The sequence below is a fragment of the Cytobacillus massiliigabonensis genome (assembly GCF_900199725.1).
In the GTDB taxonomy this organism is placed as follows: Bacteria; Bacillota; Bacilli; order Bacillales; family Cytobacillaceae; genus Cytobacillus; species Cytobacillus massiliigabonensis.
On sequence record NZ_LT904904.1, the window covers coordinates 1810287 to 1831927 of the forward strand.

Annotated in this window: 22 protein-coding genes and 1 pseudogene; 19 read left to right on the top strand and 4 right to left on the bottom strand. The window is 37.8% G+C overall.

All coding sequences use genetic code 11. The annotated features are described in order from the left end of the window. Positions 1-70: 70 nt before the first annotated feature. Positions 71-943, bottom strand: a complete 873-nt coding sequence (locus C1726_RS20070; protein WP_102274771.1) for a YitT family protein — start codon at positions 941-943, stop codon at positions 71-73. A gap of 182 nt (positions 944-1125) precedes the next feature. On the opposite strand from C1726_RS20070, the gene C1726_RS20075 reads away from it, so the two are divergent. The 14 genes from C1726_RS20075 (at position 1126) to C1726_RS20140 (ending at position 14238) form a co-directional block, all read left to right on the top strand. Further along, positions 1126-1455 carry a nucleotide pyrophosphohydrolase gene (locus C1726_RS20075; RefSeq protein ID WP_180968251.1) on the top strand — a complete coding sequence of 110 codons (330 nt, stop codon included), beginning with the start codon at positions 1126-1128 and terminating at the stop codon, positions 1453-1455. A gap of 13 nt (positions 1456-1468) precedes the next feature. Then, entirely contained in the window at positions 1469-2269 is an 801-nt protein-coding gene (gene dapB / locus C1726_RS20080; protein WP_102274772.1) for a 4-hydroxy-tetrahydrodipicolinate reductase, read from the top strand. Positions 2270-2283: 14 nt separating this feature from the next. Continuing rightward, positions 2284-2715 (top strand): methylglyoxal synthase, encoded by a 432-nt coding sequence (mgsA, locus tag C1726_RS20085; RefSeq protein WP_102274773.1) that lies wholly within the window; start codon positions 2284-2286, stop codon positions 2713-2715. Next, on the top strand, positions 2696-3412 hold the full coding sequence (bshB1, locus tag C1726_RS20090; protein ID WP_102274774.1) for a bacillithiol biosynthesis deacetylase BshB1: 717 nt from the start codon (positions 2696-2698) through the stop codon (positions 3410-3412). Before mgsA ends, bshB1 begins: the two co-directional genes overlap by 20 nt. Then, positions 3409-4557 carry an N-acetyl-alpha-D-glucosaminyl L-malate synthase BshA gene (gene bshA / locus C1726_RS20095; RefSeq protein ID WP_102274775.1) on the top strand — a complete coding sequence of 383 codons (1149 nt, stop codon included), beginning with the start codon at positions 3409-3411 and terminating at the stop codon, positions 4555-4557. Before bshB1 ends, bshA begins: the two co-directional genes overlap by 4 nt. Beyond that, positions 4554-5753 (top strand): CCA tRNA nucleotidyltransferase, encoded by a 1200-nt coding sequence (locus tag C1726_RS20100; protein ID WP_102274776.1) that lies wholly within the window; start codon positions 4554-4556, stop codon positions 5751-5753. The genes bshA and C1726_RS20100 overlap by 4 nt, the downstream gene beginning before the upstream one ends. Further along, positions 5726-6721 carry a biotin--[acetyl-CoA-carboxylase] ligase gene (locus C1726_RS20105; protein ID WP_180968252.1) on the top strand — a complete coding sequence of 332 codons (996 nt, stop codon included), beginning with the start codon at positions 5726-5728 and terminating at the stop codon, positions 6719-6721. Before C1726_RS20100 ends, C1726_RS20105 begins: the two co-directional genes overlap by 28 nt. Before the next feature lie 272 nt (positions 6722-6993). Beyond that, positions 6994-7830 (top strand): 3-methyl-2-oxobutanoate hydroxymethyltransferase, encoded by an 837-nt coding sequence (gene panB / locus C1726_RS20110; protein ID WP_102274778.1) that lies wholly within the window; start codon positions 6994-6996, stop codon positions 7828-7830. After that, complete coding sequence (gene panC / locus C1726_RS20115) at positions 7827-8681, top strand: pantoate--beta-alanine ligase (RefSeq protein WP_102274779.1); 855 nt, start codon at positions 7827-7829, stop codon at positions 8679-8681. Before panB ends, panC begins: the two co-directional genes overlap by 4 nt. A gap of 11 nt (positions 8682-8692) precedes the next feature. Continuing rightward, complete coding sequence (panD, locus tag C1726_RS20120) at positions 8693-9076, top strand: aspartate 1-decarboxylase (RefSeq protein WP_102274780.1); 384 nt, start codon at positions 8693-8695, stop codon at positions 9074-9076. 169 nt (positions 9077-9245) lie between these two features. Beyond that, a complete protein-coding gene (gene dinG, locus C1726_RS20125) occupies positions 9246-12047 on the top strand; it encodes an ATP-dependent DNA helicase DinG (protein WP_102274781.1) in 2802 nt (933 codons plus the stop codon). A gap of 328 nt (positions 12048-12375) precedes the next feature. After that, positions 12376-12546 (top strand): YpmA family protein, encoded by a 171-nt coding sequence (locus C1726_RS20130; protein ID WP_075209175.1) that lies wholly within the window; start codon positions 12376-12378, stop codon positions 12544-12546. Positions 12547-12560: 14 nt separating this feature from the next. Beyond that, on the top strand, positions 12561-13034 hold the full coding sequence (locus C1726_RS20135; RefSeq protein ID WP_102274782.1) for a cell wall elongation regulator TseB-like domain-containing protein: 474 nt from the start codon (positions 12561-12563) through the stop codon (positions 13032-13034). Positions 13035-13053: 19 nt separating this feature from the next. Then, positions 13054-14238: a pyridoxal phosphate-dependent aminotransferase gene (locus C1726_RS20140; RefSeq protein WP_142385121.1), complete on the top strand. Its 1185-nt coding sequence runs from the start codon at positions 13054-13056 to the stop codon at positions 14236-14238. A gap of 35 nt (positions 14239-14273) precedes the next feature. Here the strand turns inward: C1726_RS20140 and C1726_RS26300 are convergent, their stop codons facing one another. Beyond that, entirely contained in the window at positions 14274-14633 is a 360-nt protein-coding gene (locus tag C1726_RS26300) for a hypothetical protein (protein ID WP_180968333.1), read from the bottom strand. On the opposite strand from C1726_RS26300, the pseudogene C1726_RS26645 reads away from it, so the two are divergent. The 4 genes and pseudogenes from C1726_RS26645 to C1726_RS20155 all read left to right on the top strand — a co-directional run. Continuing rightward, positions 14594-14689 (top strand): annotated as a pseudogene (locus C1726_RS26645) (amino acid--tRNA ligase-related protein); the annotation flags it as partial. The gene C1726_RS26300 and the pseudogene C1726_RS26645 overlap by 40 nt on opposite strands. A gap of 201 nt (positions 14690-14890) precedes the next feature. Next, the gene (locus tag C1726_RS20145) at positions 14891-15601 is read left to right on the top strand and encodes a DnaD domain-containing protein (RefSeq protein WP_102274784.1); all 711 of its coding nucleotides are present in this window, start codon (positions 14891-14893) and stop codon (positions 15599-15601) included. Positions 15602-15626: 25 nt separating this feature from the next. Next, positions 15627-16280, top strand: a complete 654-nt coding sequence (gene nth / locus C1726_RS20150; protein WP_102274785.1) for an endonuclease III — start codon at positions 15627-15629, stop codon at positions 16278-16280. Continuing rightward, positions 16280-16804, top strand: coding sequence for a YpoC family protein (locus C1726_RS20155; protein ID WP_102274786.1), 525 nt, complete (start codon positions 16280-16282; stop codon positions 16802-16804). Before nth ends, C1726_RS20155 begins: the two co-directional genes overlap by 1 nt. Before the next feature lie 28 nt (positions 16805-16832). Here C1726_RS20155 and C1726_RS20160 read toward each other — a convergent pair whose 3' ends face one another. Further along, positions 16833-19484: a penicillin-binding protein 1A gene (locus C1726_RS20160; protein ID WP_102274787.1), complete on the bottom strand. Its 2652-nt coding sequence runs from the start codon at positions 19482-19484 to the stop codon at positions 16833-16835. A 168-nt stretch (positions 19485-19652) separates the two neighbouring features. Beyond that, a complete protein-coding gene (recU, locus tag C1726_RS20165) occupies positions 19653-20264 on the bottom strand; it encodes a Holliday junction resolvase RecU (RefSeq protein ID WP_102274788.1) in 612 nt (203 codons plus the stop codon). A 109-nt stretch (positions 20265-20373) separates the two neighbouring features. Here recU and C1726_RS20170 point away from each other — a divergent pair, with 109 nt between their 5' ends. After that, entirely contained in the window at positions 20374-21372 is a 999-nt protein-coding gene (locus C1726_RS20170; protein ID WP_102274789.1) for a DUF2515 domain-containing protein, read from the top strand. Positions 21373-21641: the final 269 nt, after the last annotated feature.

Here is a 21641-nt window from a genome sequence, read left to right on the forward strand (position 1 = left end):
TGGCTGGTTTTGTTTTGTCTGCTATTTGTCGGGGCTGTACAGTCGCCTCCGCTTTTCGATTTTAATCAAATTAATGTTCGAGTGGTTTTTTGTTTTCGTCTAATGTAAACCCTTCTCCAAGGACGTCATGAACAACACTAACTGAAACAAATGCGTGCGGGTCAACGGATGTAATGACATTCTTTAAGCGGACAATTTCATTTTTTCCAACGACACAGTAAAGGACTTCCCGTTCCTTTTTTGTAAAAGAACCGTGCCCTTTTAATACAGTAACCCCTCTTTCCATATCGTTCATAATCTTAGCAGCAATTTCATCATTGTGATCAGAAATGATCATTGCACCTCTGGCAGAATAGGCTCCTTCCTGCATGAAATCAATCACTCTTGCACCAACAAAAACGCAAACAAGTGTATACATGGCTTCTTGATAGGATAAGTAGAAAATTAAAGAGAGGGTAATAACTACTGCATCAAACATAAACATCGTTTTCCCCATGCTTACCCCAGCAAATTTGTTTACTAATCGTGCAATAATATCAACCCCGCCAGTCGTGCCGCCGAAACGGAATATAATTCCTAGTCCAACCCCAATGAAAACCCCAGCAAATAATGCAGCTAAAGTTAAATCCTCGTTTAGAGGCATGTTAATTTGATAGCGCTGGAAGATCCATAAGAAGACTGAAACGCTGACTGTACCAATAATGGTGTACAAAAAGGCGTTCCGGCCTAGCAATTTCCAGCCAATAAAGAAAAGTGGGATGTTTAAAATTAAGTTTGTATAGGAAGGATCCCACTTGAAAAGGAAGTACAAGAGTAAGGTAATCCCAGTAAATCCTCCTTCAGCTAAATTATTTTGCATATTAAAATGTACAATTCCAAATGAAAAAATGATTGATCCAAGAAGGATAAAAATAATATTTTTAAGTTTTAGCCCCATTTTCACATAAAACCTCCACTGCCAAAATTTCACTTAGATAATTGTGCATGTTATCTAATAGGAAAGTCAAGTTTATCCATTAAAGGATTTAAGCGAGGGCAAAAATGTTTGTAAAAGAACCGTTGATTAGCTAACATGAAAGTAGGTAATTGAATCATTCCAAAGCAATAAAATGGAGAGTGGAAAAATTGTCAGAAAAAACGATGAAAGAGCTTCAAACAGAAGTCGATGAATACATTGGCCAATTTAAAGAGGGGTATTTCAGCCCGCTGGCGATGCTGGCAAGAATGACTGAGGAGCTTGGAGAGCTTGCTAGAGAGATTAATCACCAATACGGTGAGAAACCAAAGAAATCGACTGAAAAAGACAAAGCAATTGAAGAAGAGATGGGTGATATGCTGTTTGTGCTCATTTGCCTTGCAAATTCTTTAAATATTGATTTAGAAAAAGCTCATGATCTGGTTATGAACAAATTTACTACCCGTGATAAGGATCGATGGACGAGAATTAAAGAATAGAGGGGAAATACAGATGAGAGATATAAGGATTGTTATAGCTGGACCTCGAGGAAGGATGGGAAGAGAAGCAGTCAAGCTTGTTCAGCAAACCGACTATTTTCACTTAACTGCAGTTGTTGATTATAAAAATGATGGTGGACTTTTGAGTGATTTTGAAGGCTTTCCAGGTTTGGATATTCCTGTTTATTCGAAAATAGAAGAATGCTTTCAAAAGGCAAAGGCTGATGTGCTTATAGACTTAACGACACCCGAATTTGGGATGAAGCATACAATTACAGCACTATCATACGGAGTAAGACCAGTAGTTGGAACAACAGGATTTACTAAAGGGAATCTAGATGAGCTTGAAGACATTTGTAAGGAAAAGGGTCTTGGCTGTATAATCGCCCCTAATTTTGCCATTGGAGCTGTCCTTATGATGAAATTCTCTCAAATGGCGAGCAAATATTTTAATGATGTGGAAATTATTGAATTGCATCACGATGAAAAGCTGGATGCCCCTTCAGGAACTGCTGTGAAAACAGCTGAAATGATTTCGGAGCTTAGAGAGGCCAAGCAGCAGGGACATCCAAATGAAAAGGAAACAATTGCTGGTGCAAGAGGTGCCGATTATGAGGGCATACGTATTCATTCCGTTCGATTGCCTGGGTTAATTGCCCATCAGCAAGTGATGTTTGGAGAGACTGGACAGACACTTACGATTCGTCACGACTCATATAACCGTGCATCATTCATGTCTGGAGTAAAGCTGGCTGTGGAGACAGTAATGAAAATAGATACGCTCATATATGGGCTAGAAAACATAATAGAATGATGGAGGGCAAAACGATGAATATTGCTTTAATTGCTCATGATAAGAAAAAGGACCATCTCGTCAGCTTTGCTACTGCGTATAAAGATATATTGTCTGAGCATCATCTTTTTGCGACAGGAACGACTGGTTTAAGGATTATGAATGAAGCTGGTCTAAATGTCCATCGCTTTCAATCCGGTCCGTATGGAGGCGACCAGGAAATAGGTGCAATGGTAGCGAATAATAAGATGGATATTGTTATTTTTTTCCGAGATCCTTTAACAGCCCAGCCGCATGATCCTGATATTAGTGCGCTAATTCGGTTATGTGATGTATATTCTGTCCCGCTTGCGACAAATCTTGGAACAGCAGAGATACTAATTAAAGGACTGGAACGTGGAGATTTAGCTTGGAGAACGATTGTGAATGGAAGAAGCGGTGAAATAAATGGAGCAGATCAAACTTGATATACTTGCATTTGGAGCCCACGCAGATGATGTTGAAATAGGGATGGGTGGTTCCATTGCGAAATATGCAGAGAATGGAAAGAAAATTGGCATTTGCGATTTAACAAAAGCGGAGCTGTCCTCAAATGGAACGGTTGAAATTAGGCAAATGGAAGCAAAAGAGGCAGCTGGTATTCTAGGTGTTCTTACTAGAGACACACTTGATTTACCTGACAGGGGGCTTTTTCATAATCAGGAATACATAAGAAAAGCTGTTCATGTGATTCGTAAATATCGGCCGGCACTCGTGTTTGCCCCATATTATAAGGATCGTCATCCAGATCATGGCGGCTGTGCCCGCTTAGTAGAGGAGGCAGTATTCTCTGCAGGTATAAAAAACTATTTTTCAGAAGAAGAGCTTCCCCCTCATAAGGTACAAAATCTATTCTTTTATATGATCAATGGTTTTCATGAACCAGATTTTGTTGTTGATATATCTTCTTATATGGATAAGAAGATAGCTAGCCTGCAAGCGTATAAAAGCCAATTTACAAAAACAGCCCAATCTTTTAATACCCCATTAGTAAACGGCTACGTTGAAATGATTCAGGCTAGAGAAAGACTATTTGGCAATCAGGCAGGCATTACATATGCGGAAGGTTTCAAACGAATGAAACCGCTAATTATGAATTATGATTTATTTGGAGAAGAACAATGAAAGAAAAAAAATTAAAAATCGGCATTACTTGTTACCCGACTGTTGGCGGCTCAGGTGCAATCGCAACAGAATTAGGGAAAATGCTGGCAGAGAGAGGACATGAAATTCATTTCATTTCTTCAAGCGTCCCATTCCGTTTAAATAAAATGAACCCGAATATATATTATCATCAGGTGGAGGTAAATCAATATTCCGTTTTCCAGTACCCGCCATATGATATTGCTTTAGCAAGTAAAATGGCGGAAGTAATTAATCGGGAGAAATTGGACCTTCTTCATGTACACTATGCCATTCCTCATGCCGTTTGTGCGATATTAGCGAAACAAATGTGTGATCGAGATATCAAAATTGTTACGACCCTTCATGGAACGGATATTACCGTGCTAGGATATGACTCAACTTTAACTGATGCCATCCGCTTTGGAATTGAAAAGTCAGATGCAGTAACTGCGGTATCAAATGCACTAATCGCTCAAACATATGATGTTGTCAAACCGAATAAAGCGATCGAAGTCGTTTATAATTTTATTGATGAGCGAGTGTATCGATTAACCAATTCATCGTATTTGAAAGAAGAGTTTGGGATTAATGAAGAGGAAAAAGTCATCATCCATGTTTCGAATTTTCGAGCAGTGAAAAGGGTCCAAGATGTAGTGAAGGCTTTTTCGAGAATAGCAGAACAAATTCCTGCCAAGCTTCTTCTAGTCGGTGATGGTCCAGAAATGACGGTTGTTTGTAAGCTTGTTAGTCAATTAGGGATTACTGATCAAGTCATCTTCTTAGGTAAGCAAGATAACCTTGAGGAATTATATTCAATCAGTGACCTCATGCTTTTACTGTCTGAAAAAGAAAGCTTTGGATTAGTGGCGTTAGAAGCCATGGCTTGTGGTGTACCGTGCATAGGGACGAATGTTGGAGGAATTCCAGAGGTAATTAAGGATGGAAAGAACGGGTATTTATGTGAATTAGGAGATATTGAAGCAATTGCGTTAAAAGGTATTTCCATACTCACTGATGAAAATCTTCATAAAAAGTTTTCTACGGAGGCGGTTAATGCTGCCTATATTAATTTTCGATCAGGACTTATTGTAGCGCAATATGAAGAAATTTATTATGATCTTTTAATGAATAGGGAGGACATATGAAGGAGCCATTTTTATCTGCCATTCCCTTAATAACTAAAATTGAAGATGAGGGGTATGAAGCTTATTTTGTTGGAGGCTCTGTCCGAGATTTATTGCTAGGAAGGGATATAGCTGACGTTGATATAGCAACATCTGCAACTCCTCAGGAGATCCAAGCTATTTTTCCGAAAACAATTGATGTTGGTGTAGAACATGGAACAATTGTTGTTCTATTTAGCGGGAAGACGTATGAGGTTACAACCTTTCGTACTGAAGCAGAATATAAAGATTGCCGCAGACCATCCGGGGTACAATTCATTCGATCGCTCGAAGAAGACTTAAAAAGAAGAGATTTTACGATGAACGCGATTGCGATGGATAAAACTGGACAATTCATTGATCCCTTTCATGGCAAACAAGCAATAGAGAATAGAGTGATTCAAACGGTCGGGAAGGCAAAAGAACGTTTCAGCGAGGATGCATTAAGAATGATGCGTGCCGTACGGTTTTTCAGTCAGCTTAATTTTAAAATTGAAACAAAAACAAGAGAAGCGCTGATTCAAAATGCTTATTTGCTCAAACACATTTCAACGGAAAGAAAACTAATTGAGTTTGAAAAGCTATTAGCTGGAAAAAACCACCGCAATGCTTTAGGTGTGCTGCATGAAACAGAATTATATATGTATTTGCCTGGAATGGCACTTTATTCAGAAGGGTTAATCCGGATGATTAAATACGATACTACGGGCCTGTCAATTGAAGAAATGTGGGCATTTCTTATTTATCAGCTAAAAATAAATGAAAATGAAATGAGTACCTTTTTAAAGACTTGGAAGCTGCCCGTAAAGAAAATCAAAAAAATTGTTCAAATAGTGAAATGGCTCAAGGTAAGACTGAAAATGGATTGGACGGATGAATCCCTATACGAAGCAGGTTTGAATACAATCTTTTCAACCGAAAGAGCGTATAATTTATTACATAATCAGGAAATAGACAGTCGAATCAATCACTTATTGGAACAATATGAAGATTTGCCTATTAAACAGCGGAGTGAGCTAAAGGTTACGGGAAATGATTTACAAGAGTGGTTTCAAAAGAAGCCAGGTCCTTGGATAAAAGAAATATTAGATAGGATTGAAAATGCCGTGATTCATCGAAAGGTTAGCAATGACAATCATTCATTAAGGGAGTGGCTAATCAAGTGCAATCAGAATTAAGAAAAAAGCTGCTTGATGCATTTTCCAATAGTCAGGAAGAGTTTGTATCGGGACAGGCACTAGCCGAGCTAGTAGGCTGCTCGAGGACGGCGGTCTGGAAGCATATTGAAGAGCTGCGAAAAGAAGGCTTTGAAATGGAAGCTGTAAGAAGAAAAGGCTATAAGATTATAAAGACACCTGAGCGGGTGACTGCCGATGAAATAAGACTTGGGTTAAAAACGGAATTCATTGGCAGACATATCCATTCGGAGGATGTCGTAGACTCTACCCAAAAAGTGGCCCAGCGCCTGGTTTTTGAAGGGGCGTCAGAGGGAACGATTATTATTGCAGAGGAGCAGCTTTCGGGAAGAGGACGTATGGATCGAAAATGGCACTCGCCTAAGTATACAGGTATTTGGATGAGTGTTATATTACGCCCTAATCTTCCTCCTGCAAAGGCACCACAGCTAACGTTAATTACTGCAGTTGCTGTTGTACAGGCGATTGAAGAAATGACAGGTATGACGCCAGAAATTAAGTGGCCGAATGATATTTTGCTAAATGGAAAGAAAGTAACTGGCATTTTAACGGAAATGCAGGCGGATGCGGATCGTATCCATTCAATTATTATTGGGATTGGAATTAACGTAAATCAGCAGCTGGAAGATTATCCGGAAGATCTAAAACCGATAGCAACCTCTCTAGCGATAGAATATGGGCAAAAGCTGGAACGGGCAGAACTAATCAAATTGCTGCTTGTAAAATTAGAAAAGCTGTATACCATATATTTAGATCAAGGTTTCTTTCCAATAAAGCTTCTTTGGGAAAGCTATGCCATTAGCATTGGGAAAAATATTACAGCTAGAACGATAACTGGCGCCATATCTGGACAAGCGTTAGGAATAACAGATGATGGTGTTCTAATGATTGAAGATTCTCACGGGACTGTTCATCATGTTTATTCAGCTGATATTGAATTGGAAAAATAATATTTTTGTAGTCAGCTTATTCATTGATTTGATATACTTTATTTGAAAAACATAAATGTTTTTCCCGGGCAGTATCCTCTTGTTGAACTGCACCAATTTGTTATCAAATAAATTAAAGATTTCTGCCTAGATCCATTATGGACCGGGACAGAGGGATGAATCGCAAATCATGAGCTACTTCACAATCCTTCTGTGTTTACAGAAGGATTTTTATTTTTCAAAAAATAGCTCCTGCTATATATCACCCTCTTCCTTAAAAAGGAGGACAAGAAATGAAGCAAACGACCGATTTCATGAAAATGAAAGAAAACGGTGAAAAAATTGTCATGTTAACAGCCTATGATTATCCAGCAGCGAAACTAGCTGAGAAATCTGGAGTTGACATGATCTTAGTCGGGGATTCATTAGGAATGGTTGTCTTAGGGTATGAATCAACGATTCCGGTAACAATGGATGATATGGTCCACCATGCGAAGGCGGTGAAACGCGGAGCAAACGATACATTTATTGTTGTCGATCTTCCGTTCATGAGCTATCACCTATCGATGAAAGATACACTTCTGAATGGTGCAAAGCTTCTTCAAGAAACAGGTGCACATGCAGTTAAGATTGAAGGGGCAGAAGAGGTTATTGACAGTATAAAAGCATTAACTAAAGCAGGCATTCCAGTTGTGGCACATTTAGGTCTTACCCCGCAGTCTGTCGGTGTTTTAGGTGGATATAAAGTTCAAGGCAAAAATGCAGAAGCCGCAAGAAAGCTAATTGAGGATGCAAAAAAATGTGAAGAAGCTGGTGCATTTGCCCTTGTTTTAGAATGTGTTCCTAAACAATTGGCAAAAGAAATTTCAACATCCATTAAGATACCAACTATTGGAATTGGAGCTGGAGTTCACACAGATGGACAAGTTCTTGTCTATCATGATGTGCTTACCTATGGAGTGGAACGGGTGGCGAAATTTGTTAAAACATTTGCACAATTGAATGGTGATATTGAACATGGGTTAAAATCGTATGTCCATGAAGTGAAACAAGGTTTATTTCCGGATGATCAGCACAGCTTTACGATGAAGGAAGAAGAACTGCTTAGTTTGTACGGAGGGAAAGCATGAGAGTAATAACAACAATCGAGGAAATGCAGGACGCTATTTTGCATGCAAAAAAAGGAGGACAATCCATCGGATATGTTCCTACAATGGGTTTTTTACATGAAGGCCATTTATCTCTAATGGAAAAAGCGCGCGGAGAGAATGATATTGTTGTCATAAGCATTTTTGTCAATCCGCTTCAATTTGGACCAACGGAAGATCTTAGCTCTTATCCAAGGGATTTTGAAAGAGACAAAGAGCTATCAATGCAGAAAAAAGTTGATTACATTTTCTATCCATCGGTAGAGGAGATGTATCCGCACCCTTCCTCTGTAACAGTTAAAGTAAATGCAAGAACAGATGTTTTATGCGGGAAATCTCGACCTGGTCATTTTGATGGGGTTGCAACCGTGTTAACGAAGCTCTTTCATATCATCCAGCCGGAAAAAGCTTATTTTGGAACGAAGGATGCGCAGCAGGTGGCTGTCGTTGAAGGACTAGTACATGATTTTCACTTTCCGATCGAAATTATACCTGTCGAAACGGTTAGGGAAACGGATGGGCTGGCAAAAAGCTCTAGGAATGTGAACTTGCAGACAGAGGAAAGAGAACAGGCTCCTATCCTTTATCAAAGCCTTTTAAGAGCTAAAGAGGCGATCATTGCAGGAGAAAGAGATCCACAAAAAGTGGTTGCTTTAATTACTGAAATGGTAACTGAAAAAACAGATGGCAAGATTGATTATATTGAAGTATATTCCTATCCAATGCTGAGAGAAATGATTAAATTAAATGGGAAGTTTATTATTGCTATGGCAGTGAAGTTTTCGAAAGCACGATTGATTGACAATATCATTTTAGAAATTAATGAAAAATAGGGGGAAACATCATGTTCCGCACCATGATGAACGGCAAAATTCATCGTGCCGTTGTCACAGAAGCTAATTTAAATTATGTGGGAAGCATAACGATTGATACAGACATTCTGGATGCAGTTGGCATGGTTCCAAATGAGAAAGTACAAATTGTAAATAATAATAATGGAGCAAGATTTGAAACATATATTATCCCAGGAGAAAGAGGCTCTGGCGTAATTTGTGTGAACGGAGCGGCTGCACGCCTTGTTCAGGAGGGGGATATCGTTATTATTATTTCCTACGCAATGATTGCTGAGGAAAATGTTCCGAATCATGAACCAAAAGTAGCCATCATGGATGAAAACAATCGAATCAAAAACATGATCAACCATGAACCGGAAAAGACGATTTTCTAAAAGAAATAATTAAGAGCTGGCTGGATAATCTAGTCAGCTTTTCTTCTTGTCCAGTTTAGGTATGGATACAGGTAAATATAGCTAAAAATATAATTAGAAGAGTTTATGCCTTTTTCTTTTTCCATTTTTGTGATACCGTTTGATTGACTGAATGTTAGAGGTGTTTAGGATGGGTAATAAATATGTTGTAATCGATTTAGAAACTACTGGCAATGCTCCAAAGAAGGGCGATAAAATTATACAATTTGCTGCAGTTGTCATTGAAAATGGAAAAATTACTGAGGAATATTCTTCTTTTGTCAATCCTAGAAAACCGATTCCGCCATTTATTGAGGAATTAACAGGCTTAAATGATCAAATGGTTGAGAATGCACCGGATTTTTCAGAAATTGCTCCTAAAGTACTAACCCTTTTAGAGGGAGCATATTTTGTTGCCCATAACGTACTTTTTGACCTTTCATTTTTACAAGAAGAATTAATTGAGGCAGGGTATAATGGCTTTTATGGTCCAATACTGGATACAGTGGAAATGTCAAGAGTACTTATGCCAACCGCAGATAGCTTTCAACTATCTGAACTAGCACTAAGAGAAGGTTTGAACCATGAACGTCCACATCAAGCTGACAGTGATGCATACGTTACAGCAGAGCTTCTGCTGCGTCTTTTAGAAAGACTTGAACATCTGCCATTAAATACGGTAAAACAGCTTCACAAGCTTTCTGGCGGCTTAAAAAGTGATTTAGACCTTCTTATTGACAATATTATAATAAAAAAGGAATCCACGATAGAAGCCATATCAGATATTCTTGAAATTCATCATGGGATTGCGCTTAAAAAGTATGTTAACCAAGCAGAAATTTACGAAGCACAACAAATAAATTACCCCGTGGGCATGGAGGAAAAAGAGGAGCTGTTTCGGAAAGCTTTTCCAGCATTTGAAACACGTTTAGGGCAATTCTCTATGATGGATTCAGTCTATAAGGCATTTAATCAAGAGAAACATACGATGATTGAAGCTGGTACTGGTGTTGGAAAATCACTTGCTTATTTGATTCCTTCTGCCATTTATGCAAAAGAAACGAACCGAACGATCGTAATTAGTACATATACGACACAGCTTCAAGAACAATTGCTGTCAAATGATATCCCAAGACTAGCGAAAATGCTTCCTTTTTCAATTAAAGCAGTACTATTAAAAGGAAGAAGCCACTATATAAGCCTAGCCAAGTTTGAGCAAACATTAAAGGATCAAGACGACAATTACGATACGATTCTTACAAAAATGCAGATCCTTGTTTGGCTGACAGAAACGGATTACGGGGATATTGATGAGTTGAATTTATCCAGTGGGGGCATGCTCTACTGGAATAAGATAAAAAATGATGAGACCGTCTTTTTGAAAAATAAATCTTGGCTTTCTAGGGATTTTTATATGCGAGCACGAAAGGAAGCCTTGCAATCAGATATAATTATTACGAATCATTCCTTACTATTAACCGATCTTGTAGCAGATCATAAAATATTGCCTGAATATACCCACGTTGTAATTGATGAGGGACATCATTTTATGAAAGTATCAGGAAAGCATTTCGGTTTTACTTTTGATTATTTATCTACCCGATTGCTTCTTAGTCAAATTGGTCTCATCGAACAAAAGCAATTGCTTCATAAGCTAGAGAAAATTTTGGAAAAGGAATGGGTAAACAAGCATGAACTCATTCATTCTTTTGAAGTGAACCAAATGATGAGTGAACTGAGTCTTGAAGCAGATGAACTCTTTAAAGTGATTAGCTATTATGCAATAAAAAGAAAGAAGTCGAAAAAAGGTTATAATCGAATTAACTGCCGTATTATCGTGGACGATTCGAATAAGGAATGGAGAGCTGTTCAAATTTCTGCTGAACGATTTATATTCTTTATTAAGGATTTTGTTGAAATGATTTCAGCAAGACTTAATTTCATCAAAACAGTTCAGGAATCGTTATCCGCAAGGGAAAAGTCGTCAATGGAAGAATTAACAACCCTTATAGAAGAGTTAAAGGATCTCTCTTTAGTTGTCAAAAATATTTTTTTACATCCTTCGGATCAATTTGTATCATGGATTGAAATGGATGAACGTGCTATGCAAAATGCGACAACGGTTTATGCTCAGCCAGTAACTGTTGAAAATTATTTAAAAGAACAATTTTTTGAGAAAAAGAAGTGTGCAGTCATTACTTCTGCAACCTTATCAGTGAAAAATTCGTTTAATTATATGTTAACAGAGCTTGGCTTACAGCCATCAGATTGTTCGTCACAGCAAATTCAATCACCATTTAATTACAAAGAACAAGTTAAGCTTATTATTCCTAATGATTTACCTGAGATAAATGCTGTATCATTAGAAGAATATGTGGCATCTATTACGGAACATATTATTTCCATTGCGGAAGTTACAAAAGGACGCATGCTGATTTTATTTACTTCTCATGAAATGCTGAGAAAAACGTATGAGCTGATAAAGGAATCAGGATTTCTAAATGATTATGCGATTATTGCCCAAGGAATTTCAAGTGGGAGCAGGTCAAGATTAACTAGGAATTTTCAAAAGTTTGATAAAGCAATCCTTTTAGGAACAAGCAGCTTCTGGGAAGGTGTTGATATTCCTGGGGAGGATTTATCTTGTTTAATTATCGTTCGTTTGCCTTTCTCGCCTCCAGATGAACCACTAACAGAGGCAAAGTGTGATCAAATTAAACAGAGCGGCGGCAACCCCTTTTCTGAATACTCATTGCCAGAAGCAATTATTCGTTTTAAACAAGGCTTCGGCAGATTAATACGAACGAAATCGGACCGCGGACTCATTTTTATTTTTGACCGCAGGCTGGTAACAACAAAATACGGAAAAGCATTTTTGCAATCGATTCCGGAGGTGCCGGTGGAAAGAAGCGGGATAAATGAAATAATTCCCATGATTAAAGAGTGGATTTAAGAAAAGCGGAAGCGTCTTGGTCATCGCCGTACAAACTGGAAGGCCTCGACTTATCGTAGGGAGGGACCTGAGGTTTGATAGGCGCTGGAGCTAGACAATTCTCTATCTCCCAAGTTATACTTTCTCCACTTTTAAAAAAATGCTGCGCTAATTTTAGCGCAGCCAAAAGACGTAGATGGATTAGAAGAAATTTTAAGTAGATATTCAATGCAAATCATTTAGCTGTTATACTAATTTAAAGGTTTGAACTGTTACGTACATATAGTTTATCCGTTTAAATCAAACATATAAGTTACAAAATTTGTTGCCTATGAGGAGGATTTCCATAATGGAAAGTAAGATTGAAGTCATATCGACAGTGAAAATTCAGTTAAGCCCGGATCTTTATAAGGTGGTTGATGTGTTGAATCGAACATTAAAAGAAAAGGATTTAATGTTTGGATTAGCACTTGACAAAGAAGATCAAAATAAAGCTGTATTTTCAATTTATCGTACATAAGAAGAGTGACATTTGTGAAAAAAATAATTATTATAAGTATATTCATTATTCTCATTGTTTTAGTTTCTGGGATTTTTATTTATCAACAGGCATTAAAGCCTGTGAAATCAGCTGAGGAAAAAGCCGTTCAAACAGCAATGGAGGAAACGGAACTTACGAAAGCTGAAGACTTTTATTTATACAATGGTCAGGAAACCTATTATGTCGTTAAAGGTAAAAATGAAAAAGGCAAAAATATTTATGTGTGGATTCCTGAAAAAGAAGGCAGAATTATTGTTCGGAAACAGTCAGATGGCGTTTCTGAAAAAGAAGCGGTAAGTAAGCTTCTTGAGGAAAAAAATCCGAAGGAAATTATCTCTGTCCGTTTAGGCATGGAAAAAAATATCCCATTATGGGAAATTTACTACCGTTCCGAAGGTGATTTAATAAATTATTATTACGTTGACTTTCAAACAGGTGAATGGCTGAAAAAAATCGAAAACTTATAGACGGAGGAAGAAAATGGAGATCAAATTAGCACATCGCGTGAAATCATTAACCCCTTCTTCAACATTGGCAATTACAGCAAAGGCAAAGGAATTAAAAGCACAAGGATTTGATGTCATTGGTTTAGGTGCAGGGGAACCTGATTTTAATACTCCGCAGCATATAATCGATGCCGCGGTCCAATCAATGAATGAAGGGCACACGAAATATACACCTTCAGCTGGACTTCCGGCTTTAAAAAAGGAAATCGTAAATAAATTTGCTCAAGATCAAGGCATTACTTATGATTCAAGTGAAATTATTGTAACTAACGGTGCTAAGCATGCCTTATATACATTATTCCAAGCCCTGCTCGATGAGGGGGATGAAGTCATTATTCCTACACCTTATTGGGTTAGTTATCCTGAACAAGTGAAGCTTGCAGGAGGGCTACCGGTTTATATTGAAGGAAAAGAAGAAAATGATTATAAAATCACTCCTGAGCAATTAACTTCGGCACTATCTAAGAAAACAAAGGCAGTCATCATCAACTCACCGAGTAATCCAACAGGAATGCTTTATTCTCAAGCTGAGCTGGAAGCAATAGGTGAAGTTTGTTTGAAACATGAAATTTTAATTATTTCTGACGAGATATATGAAAAATTGATATATGGAACCAATAAACACGTTTCTATTGCCCAACTTTCACCAGAATTGAAAGAACAAACAATTATTATTAATGGTGTGTCGAAATCACACTCAATGACTGGCTGGAGAATTGGCTATGCTGCAGGAAACAAAGAGCTTATTAAAGCGATGACAAATCTAGCAAGCCATAGCACATCCAATCCGACGACAACAGCTCAGTATGGCTCTATTGCTGCTTACGCAGGTTCACAGGAAATGCTTCAAGAAATGCGTGAAGCGTTCGAGCATAGACTCAATACTATCTATGATAAATTAATTGCCATTCCTGGCTTTACATGCATAAAGCCTCAGGGAGCCTTTTATTTGTTCCCAAATGTAAGCAAGGCGTGTGAATTAACAGGATACGAAAATGTAGATGATTTCTCTCAAGCTTTATTAGAAGAAGCGATGGTTGCAGTGATTCCTGGCTCTGGATTTGGTGCGCCTAATAATATTCGTCTCTCCTATGCGACATCTCTTGATTTATTGGAAGAGGCTGTTCGCCGGATGCATCAATTTGTTGAAGGTAAACTGAAGTAATAGCGAGCAGGCAGCCGCATGGGGCTGCCGCTTTTTTATATGGCTTTGGCGAATATAATTGACTGAACGGCGAAAATATCAGCTGTTACGGCGAATATAATTGAATGAACGGCGAATATATCAGCTGTTACGGCGAATATAATTGAATGAGCGGCGAATATCCCAGCTGTTACGGCGAATATAATTGAATGAACGGCGAATATATCAGCTGTTACGGCGAATATAATTGAATGAGCAGCAAATATATCAGCTGTTACGGCGAATATAATTGAATGAACGGCGAATATATCAGCTGTTACGGCGAATATAATTGAATGAGCAGCAAATATATCAGCTGTTACGGCGAAATAATATAAAATGGTATTTAGAATTGCGTCAATATGGCCCTGTTCCACATTAAGGGTTTGAACTTGGACTTGAAAGAACAGTTGCCTGCATTAGTGGAGTTTAACATGTACGTGAAACGATCCCATTCCCATGTTTATTAAATCGATTATATTCATAATCATAGAAAATCCGCTTCTTGCGGATTTTTTCTATTAAAGCGAAGAAGCACTTGAATGTCAAGTAGCAATTAATAGGAAGGATTGCCTTTCATATTCTCCTTACTAGCTAGGGGTGTTCATGCTATACTTATGAAGAGGTGTCTAGAATGTCAAAAACAAGTTTATTAAAGTGGATCCAGGAAGGAAATGTAACAATCCCTGGAGTATTGCTCACTCATTATAAAGAGATGAATTTAGATGAAAATGAGCTTGTGCTTATACTGCAAGTAATCTCCTTTATTGAAAATGGAAATGAATTTCCTACTCCCTTTGAATTATCTTCCCGCATGACAATATCCGTTTCGGTTTGTACTGAAATTCTCCGAAAATTAGTTCAAAAAGGATTTATTGATATTAAAGAAAGCTATTCGGGAGACGATGTTCGATATGAAAGATATGATGTGGAACCGCTATGGGAAAAGCTAATTGATTACTTTCTGCTTCGAAGCAAACAGGAAGCTGTGATTGCAAATCAACAAAATGAAACAGATTTGTATACTTGCTTTGAACAAGAATTCGGTCGCCCGTTATCTCCATTCGAATGTGAATCACTTGCTATGTGGATGGATGATGATCATCATGACCCGCATATTATTAAAGCAGCCTTAAGGGAAGCAGTTATTTCTGGCAAGCTAAATTTCCGTTATATTGATCGAATTTTATTTGAATGGAAAAAGAATGGAATTAAAACGATTGAACAAGCAAAAAGCTATGGGAAGAAATTCAGACAAAATCAAGCACCGCAGCGAAACAAACAAAGTGAGGAATCGAATCCAACTTTAAAATCCGTTCCGTTTTATAATTGGCTTGAACAATAATTAGAATAAGTAAGTGGTGAGATACATGTTAAATAAAACGCAAATTAGATTTTGCCTTGATCAAATGGGCGAAATGTTTCCTGATGCACATTGTGAATTAAATCATTCCAATCCTTTCGAACTAGTCATTGCCGTCGCTTTATCTGCACAATGTACGGATGTTTTAGTAAATAAAGTAACAAAAAATCTATTTCAAAAATATAAAACACCTGAAGACTATTTAAATGTTTCCTTAGAGGAGCTGCAAGGGGATATACGTTCAATCGGATTGTATCGAAATAAAGCAAAGAACATACAGAAATTATGCCGGATGCTTCTCGATGAATACGGAGGCATCGTCCCGCATGATCGGGATGAATTAACGAAATTGCCTGGAGTCGGACGGAAAACAGCAAATGTTGTTGTCTCAGTGGCTTTCGGTATTCCAGCAATCGCGGTTGATACACATGTAGAGCGAGTTAGCAAAAGATTAGCCTTTTGCAGATGGAAGGACTCTGTTTTAGAAGTAGAAAAGACATTGATGAAAAAAGTACCAATGGATGAATGGTCTGTTACACATCACCGCATGATTTTTTTTGGAAGGTATCATTGTAAGGCACAAAACCCCCAATGTCCTGTATGTCCATTGCTTGAACTTTGTAGAGAAGGGAAAAAGCGGATGAAGGAGAAAGGTCAATAATGAGTGAGCAGATAAAATTATCCATTCCTGATGAATTGAATAATCCTTTCTTTTTTTCTGCAAATGAAGAAATGATTGTTGAAAAGGATCAATTGCAAAATAAGGTACTAAATATTCCTTTTCTATATGAAGCAGCTTTTTATGCAAATATTGAGGCGCTAAAGCCTTGGCAATTCCATGAAGACTTTGTTCCGCTAATAAAAAATGAGTGGGAAAACGAAAAAAATAACCTAGAGCAAATCTTTAAAGAAAGAAGATATAAAGATGCCATTTTACCAATGCAAAAAGGAGTTGGCCTCTTTTTTCAGTTTGTTTACTGGGCAAATGGACAGCCTGTGAATTTTGGTCTGCCATTATTAAGTAAATCATTAAAGGTACAGCCTGTTAATTTGGGAGAGAGAATCGGTTTCATCATTCAGCGCCCAGCTCTTTACCATTCCTTTATCCAATTAAATGAGCTCATGACAGAAATGGAAAAGCAATATGTCAAGTATTTGGCCATCAAAAAAGCGTCAAAGCAATAGCTTATGACGCTTTTTTGATATTCATTTTTTATTGTCCATCTGTGCCTTGGGTGCCATCTGGATTCGTTGATCCGTTGTCAGATCCTTCTCCGCCTGAGCTGTTTCCGTCACCTTGGCTATTCCCATTTCCGTTATTGTTTCCATTTCCATTATTGTTTCCGTCACCCCAGCCAGAGCCGGATCCATTTCCGTTTCCATTATTTCCATTATTTCCGTTATTTCCTGGCGTTCCGTCTTCTATCTCTTCTTCATCATCAAAGTCGTCCATAGGATCACCGTCCCCAAATCCATCATCAATTTCAGAATCTGGAATAGGTATTTCAACCTTTACAGTAGCTGGATCACTGCGCATTTCACCACGAATGGCAATTACCTTAAATTGATAGATGCCTCCTGGTACAGGGTTGGCAATTTTTATGCCTTTTTCAGTTACAACCTGCAGTGGTTGCTCCGTTCCATCGTTTAGTGCAACGGATACTTCAAATTGAACATCCCCAGATTCCTCAGGATATTCCCATGTTAATGCGATCTCATTTGTCAGTTCATCATAAGAACCATTTACATTAACAGGCGAATCAAGTCTTTCAAATTTATCAGATACCTCTTTAGGTGCTTCGCCTTTTACCGCATACTCGTAAATGATCTGATCTTTTGGTGTAAACTCACTAGCAAGCTTTGCAGGCATGGATCCTTTTTCAATTGCGACCTTTTCAACACTGTTTGGCATTTTAAAGTCAGGTGTATCTATATCTTCTGAAACATATGCCATTAAATTCTTGAATAATTCTTGCGCAATTTTTTGATCATTAGGAGCAATCGAACTCTTCATGTTAGGATATCCTGTCCAAATGGCTGCTGTATAATTTGTCGTATAGCCAGCAAACCAAATATCAGGAACACCGCCGCTTTGGATCTGCCACTCTTTCTTTTCTTTAGAAGAATAGTTTGTTGTACCTGTTTTTCCTGCTAAATGAAGGTTTGGCACATTTGCTCGTTTCCCAGTCCCAAAGGAATCTTTCACAACACTTTTTAAGACGTCAGTGATCATGAACGCTGTATAATCCTGCATAACTGCCTCAGACTTCGGTGTTGCATCAATTGTTGTTTTGTCTCGCATTTCAATTTTCTTTATGGAATGCGGCTCGGTATAGAAGCCTTCGTTGCCAAAAGCACTATAAGCCCCAGCCATTTCTAATGATGAAACTTCCTCAGTACCAATCGCACTGGATTCATAGACTTCATCCATATCAATGCCCAGATTATTAACGAATTCCTTTGCCTTATCTAAGCCGACCTCTTTTTCTACAGCCTGCAAGGTTTGCAGGGCAGCCGTATTACGCGAACGCGCTAACGCTTCCCGTAATGACATTTTCCCCATATGTTTTCGGTCCCAGTTATTCATCTGCTGACCGCTTGAATAGGTGGTAGGCTTATCATCAAGCGTATGATAAGTTCCCCATTTTAAATATTCAATTGCTGGACCGTAATCCATAATTGGTTTAAATGTCGAGCCCGCTTGACGTTTTGAATCGGTAGCATAATTAAATCCTCTTTTTACTTCTTGATTTCTGCCGCCGCCAATTGCTCTAATTTCCCCAGTTTTTGTATCAAGAAGCGTAATCCCTGCTTGAAATTCATCATTTGGAAATTGAACAATATCGTTTGAATCAAGCATTTTTTCGACATAGTCCTGTGCTTTCGTATCTAGTGTTGTATAAATGGTTAGCCCATCAGAAGAGATATCTAAATCAGGATATTTACTTTCTACTTCTTCAATTACAACATCAACAAAAGAGTCATATGGTGCATCATTTCTTTTTCGGTCTTCTTCCTTGACTAGACTTGATTCAACGGGGATGGCTTGAGCCGCCTCCATTTCTTCCTTCGTAATAAACCCGTGCTGATTCATTAATGAAAGAACAATATTTCTTCTCTTTTCCGCACGGTCAGGATGCTTAAATGGATTGTAGTTTTCAGGGCTTTGCGGCATCCCAGCAAGCAGTGCTGCCTCATGCAGTTCTAATTCATCAAGTTCTTTGCCAAAATAAATATGGGAAGCGGTTAATACACCATGGCTTCGTTCCGACATCCATATTTTATTGACATACATTTCAAAAATTTGCTGTTTTGTATATTTTCGTTCTAGCTGGAAAGCAAGCCATGCCTCCTGTGCTTTTCTGCTTAATGTTTTTTCATTATTAAGGAAGGAATTCTTCACAACCTGCTGTGTAATCGTACTAGCTCCCTCTGAGCCAAAGCCACGTGTGACGTTAGCGAGCACTGCTCCGCCTAAGCGAATTAAATCCATACCGTTATGCTTATAGAACCGGACATCTTCTGTAGCGAGAAATGCATCTTCAACTAATTTAGGAACGTCCTCATAATTAACATATTCCCGATTTTCTAAGCCAACTTCGGTAATAAGCTCACCATTAATATCGAGGATTTTTGATGAGATAGGATCCTTCAACGCCTTTTCATCAAGCTTAGGTGCATCCTTTACCATAAAGGCAAAGGTAGCAGCACCAACTAACATACCTATAATGCCAAGGGCTATTAATATTAAAAAGATCCGTTTGAAAATTCCTTTAGAAGGCTGTTTTCCTTTTCCGCCTTTTCTCTTTTGTTTAGAAGCATGCTGTTTTCTGCGCTCCTCTCTTGATTGATAATTCTCTGCCATATCTATTCATCCTTTCTGATGGGGCTGATCAAGGCGCTTTTCATTATTTATTGTCTAGCTCAGGCTTCTAGGGCTCAAGGTCTTAAGCCTATCCGTCAAGAAGGTTAAAGAGCAACCTTTGCCAGCTCGTCTTAATCTTGTCGCCACTAAACAGTCGCCTTTCGCATTTCATTTGAGGTTATAAAGATAATCGATTTTTTTAATATAGTCAATTCTAGGCTGATATCCGAGTGGAATCAGATGGCCAAATGCTTCAATTTCTTCCTTTGTGATCGATTTTCTTCCTCCGTCCTTCATTCTTTTCCAAAAGGTGAGCAAATGGTGCGCCTCAAGAAAAAATATTTCTTCAGTAAGTGAAAACCTGAGCAGGACAAAGCAAATTCCGTCTTGCATAAGGATTTTTTCCATATGGTCAATTTGGTGGTCATGAAAATTTTTTAATGGAAAAGATGTTGGATTTTGTGTTTCCTTTGCTTCAAAATCAATATATCTCCCTTTATAGACTCCATTATAGTCAGTTGTGGAAGCTTGTTTAAAGTAGGCCTCCTTAATGACTGCTGCACTTCTTTTTGGATAATCGACTTGAACGATTTGAACGGGTGTTGGTTTTTTATGAATAGCAGCAATGTTTTGTTCTAGATAATATTCGTTAGTTGTGTTAATATCTTCCTCCAAAGTCATTCCGCGATTGCTATAGGACCATTTTTTCTCTTTCTTTAATTTTATTGTCTCCTTTTTTTCCGGTATATATCTCTTGCCGTTAGGATAATTGAAATTCATCTTACTCACCTCACAAGCTATTTCTTATCATACCAAAACTTTGTTCGATTTGGTTGAATAAAAAGTATGACTTTGCAAAAGTTAAGCTAAATGCATGAGGTGAGGCTGAATGATGTTTTATCAAAAAGGACTAACTATAGAACAGCTTTCAACAGCGGAAATTGAATTAATTACCCAGATTAATGAAAAGACCAACCGATATAACATGGATAACATATCGAGAACAAAAGCATACCTTCATTATTATAGTAAAAATCCCGAAATTAAATGGGCTTTTCTTGCCAGTATGGTATCTCGAAATGCGGGATGGAGCATGTGTGATCTTGAAGGAAATTTATTTTCAAAAGCATTGGATAAAAATTTTCGGAAAAAACTTTTTTTTGCGTATGAGCGTGCCAACTGGCTTATTTTTCAAGATGCATTTCCACAATTGCTGCTCTATCAGTATTCGACGAAAATAAAACGTCCAATGTTTCATTTATTAAAGTTTTTTTATGTTTCTTCGTTTATGGAAAGAGAATGGCAAAAGTTTTGGCATGATCGCCAGATAAGCAGGCTGATGGTTTCGTTAATTATTAATGAACAAAATGTAATTCAAAAGCCAGTTATTAAGCACCCTGTATATCAATCAACTGTTTTCCGCTCTTTTTTATTTATTTTTCAAGATTGGCTACATTTTAACTCTGTTATTTTTCCAACATGTGAAGGTGAATTATTTGGGGCAAGTGTGAATGGGTTTAAATCTGTTTCCAAACGAATTGATTTAGGGAAAAGATTAGCAGATATTTTGTTTGAAAATACGCTTTACCCTATGTTTTATGAATTCGCATGTAGTACAGAGCATACGGGTTCAAGAATTGACTATGAATGTTATTTTAATCCTAAGAGAATAAGATCAACTCCATTTTTACGATGTACCTTTCCTGTAGTGAAGCATCAACGCCATAATTTTAGGGACTGGTCAAAATCTATCCGCATAAAGAGAAAATGGAGAAACGAGAGGGCAGATCACAAACATCCCATTGAAATATCTGATTGGTATTTAAAGAAGCAGGATCAACTAAAAAAAGGCATCTATTTAAGTGAATGGGTCAATTCGATTAAATAAAAGAGCTGAAATCGGCTTGTGAAGATTTCAGCTCTTTTATTTCTAGGGCAAGCCAAGGGTTTTATGTAGAAGGGCGGTCAGGTCCTTCAAGTTTTTTATCGCCGTACCCTATTTTTGTTTCTTCCCGATTCTTTGGATGCGTTTTATTTTGTTTTTGCTGCTTTTTCATTTTTGCACCTCCACTAGTTAGTGTTCTTAGTTTTTATCATTATTATTCTTTATTGATCTTGTCGAATATGGTGCTAATGGATTGAAAAATACTTCTTTAT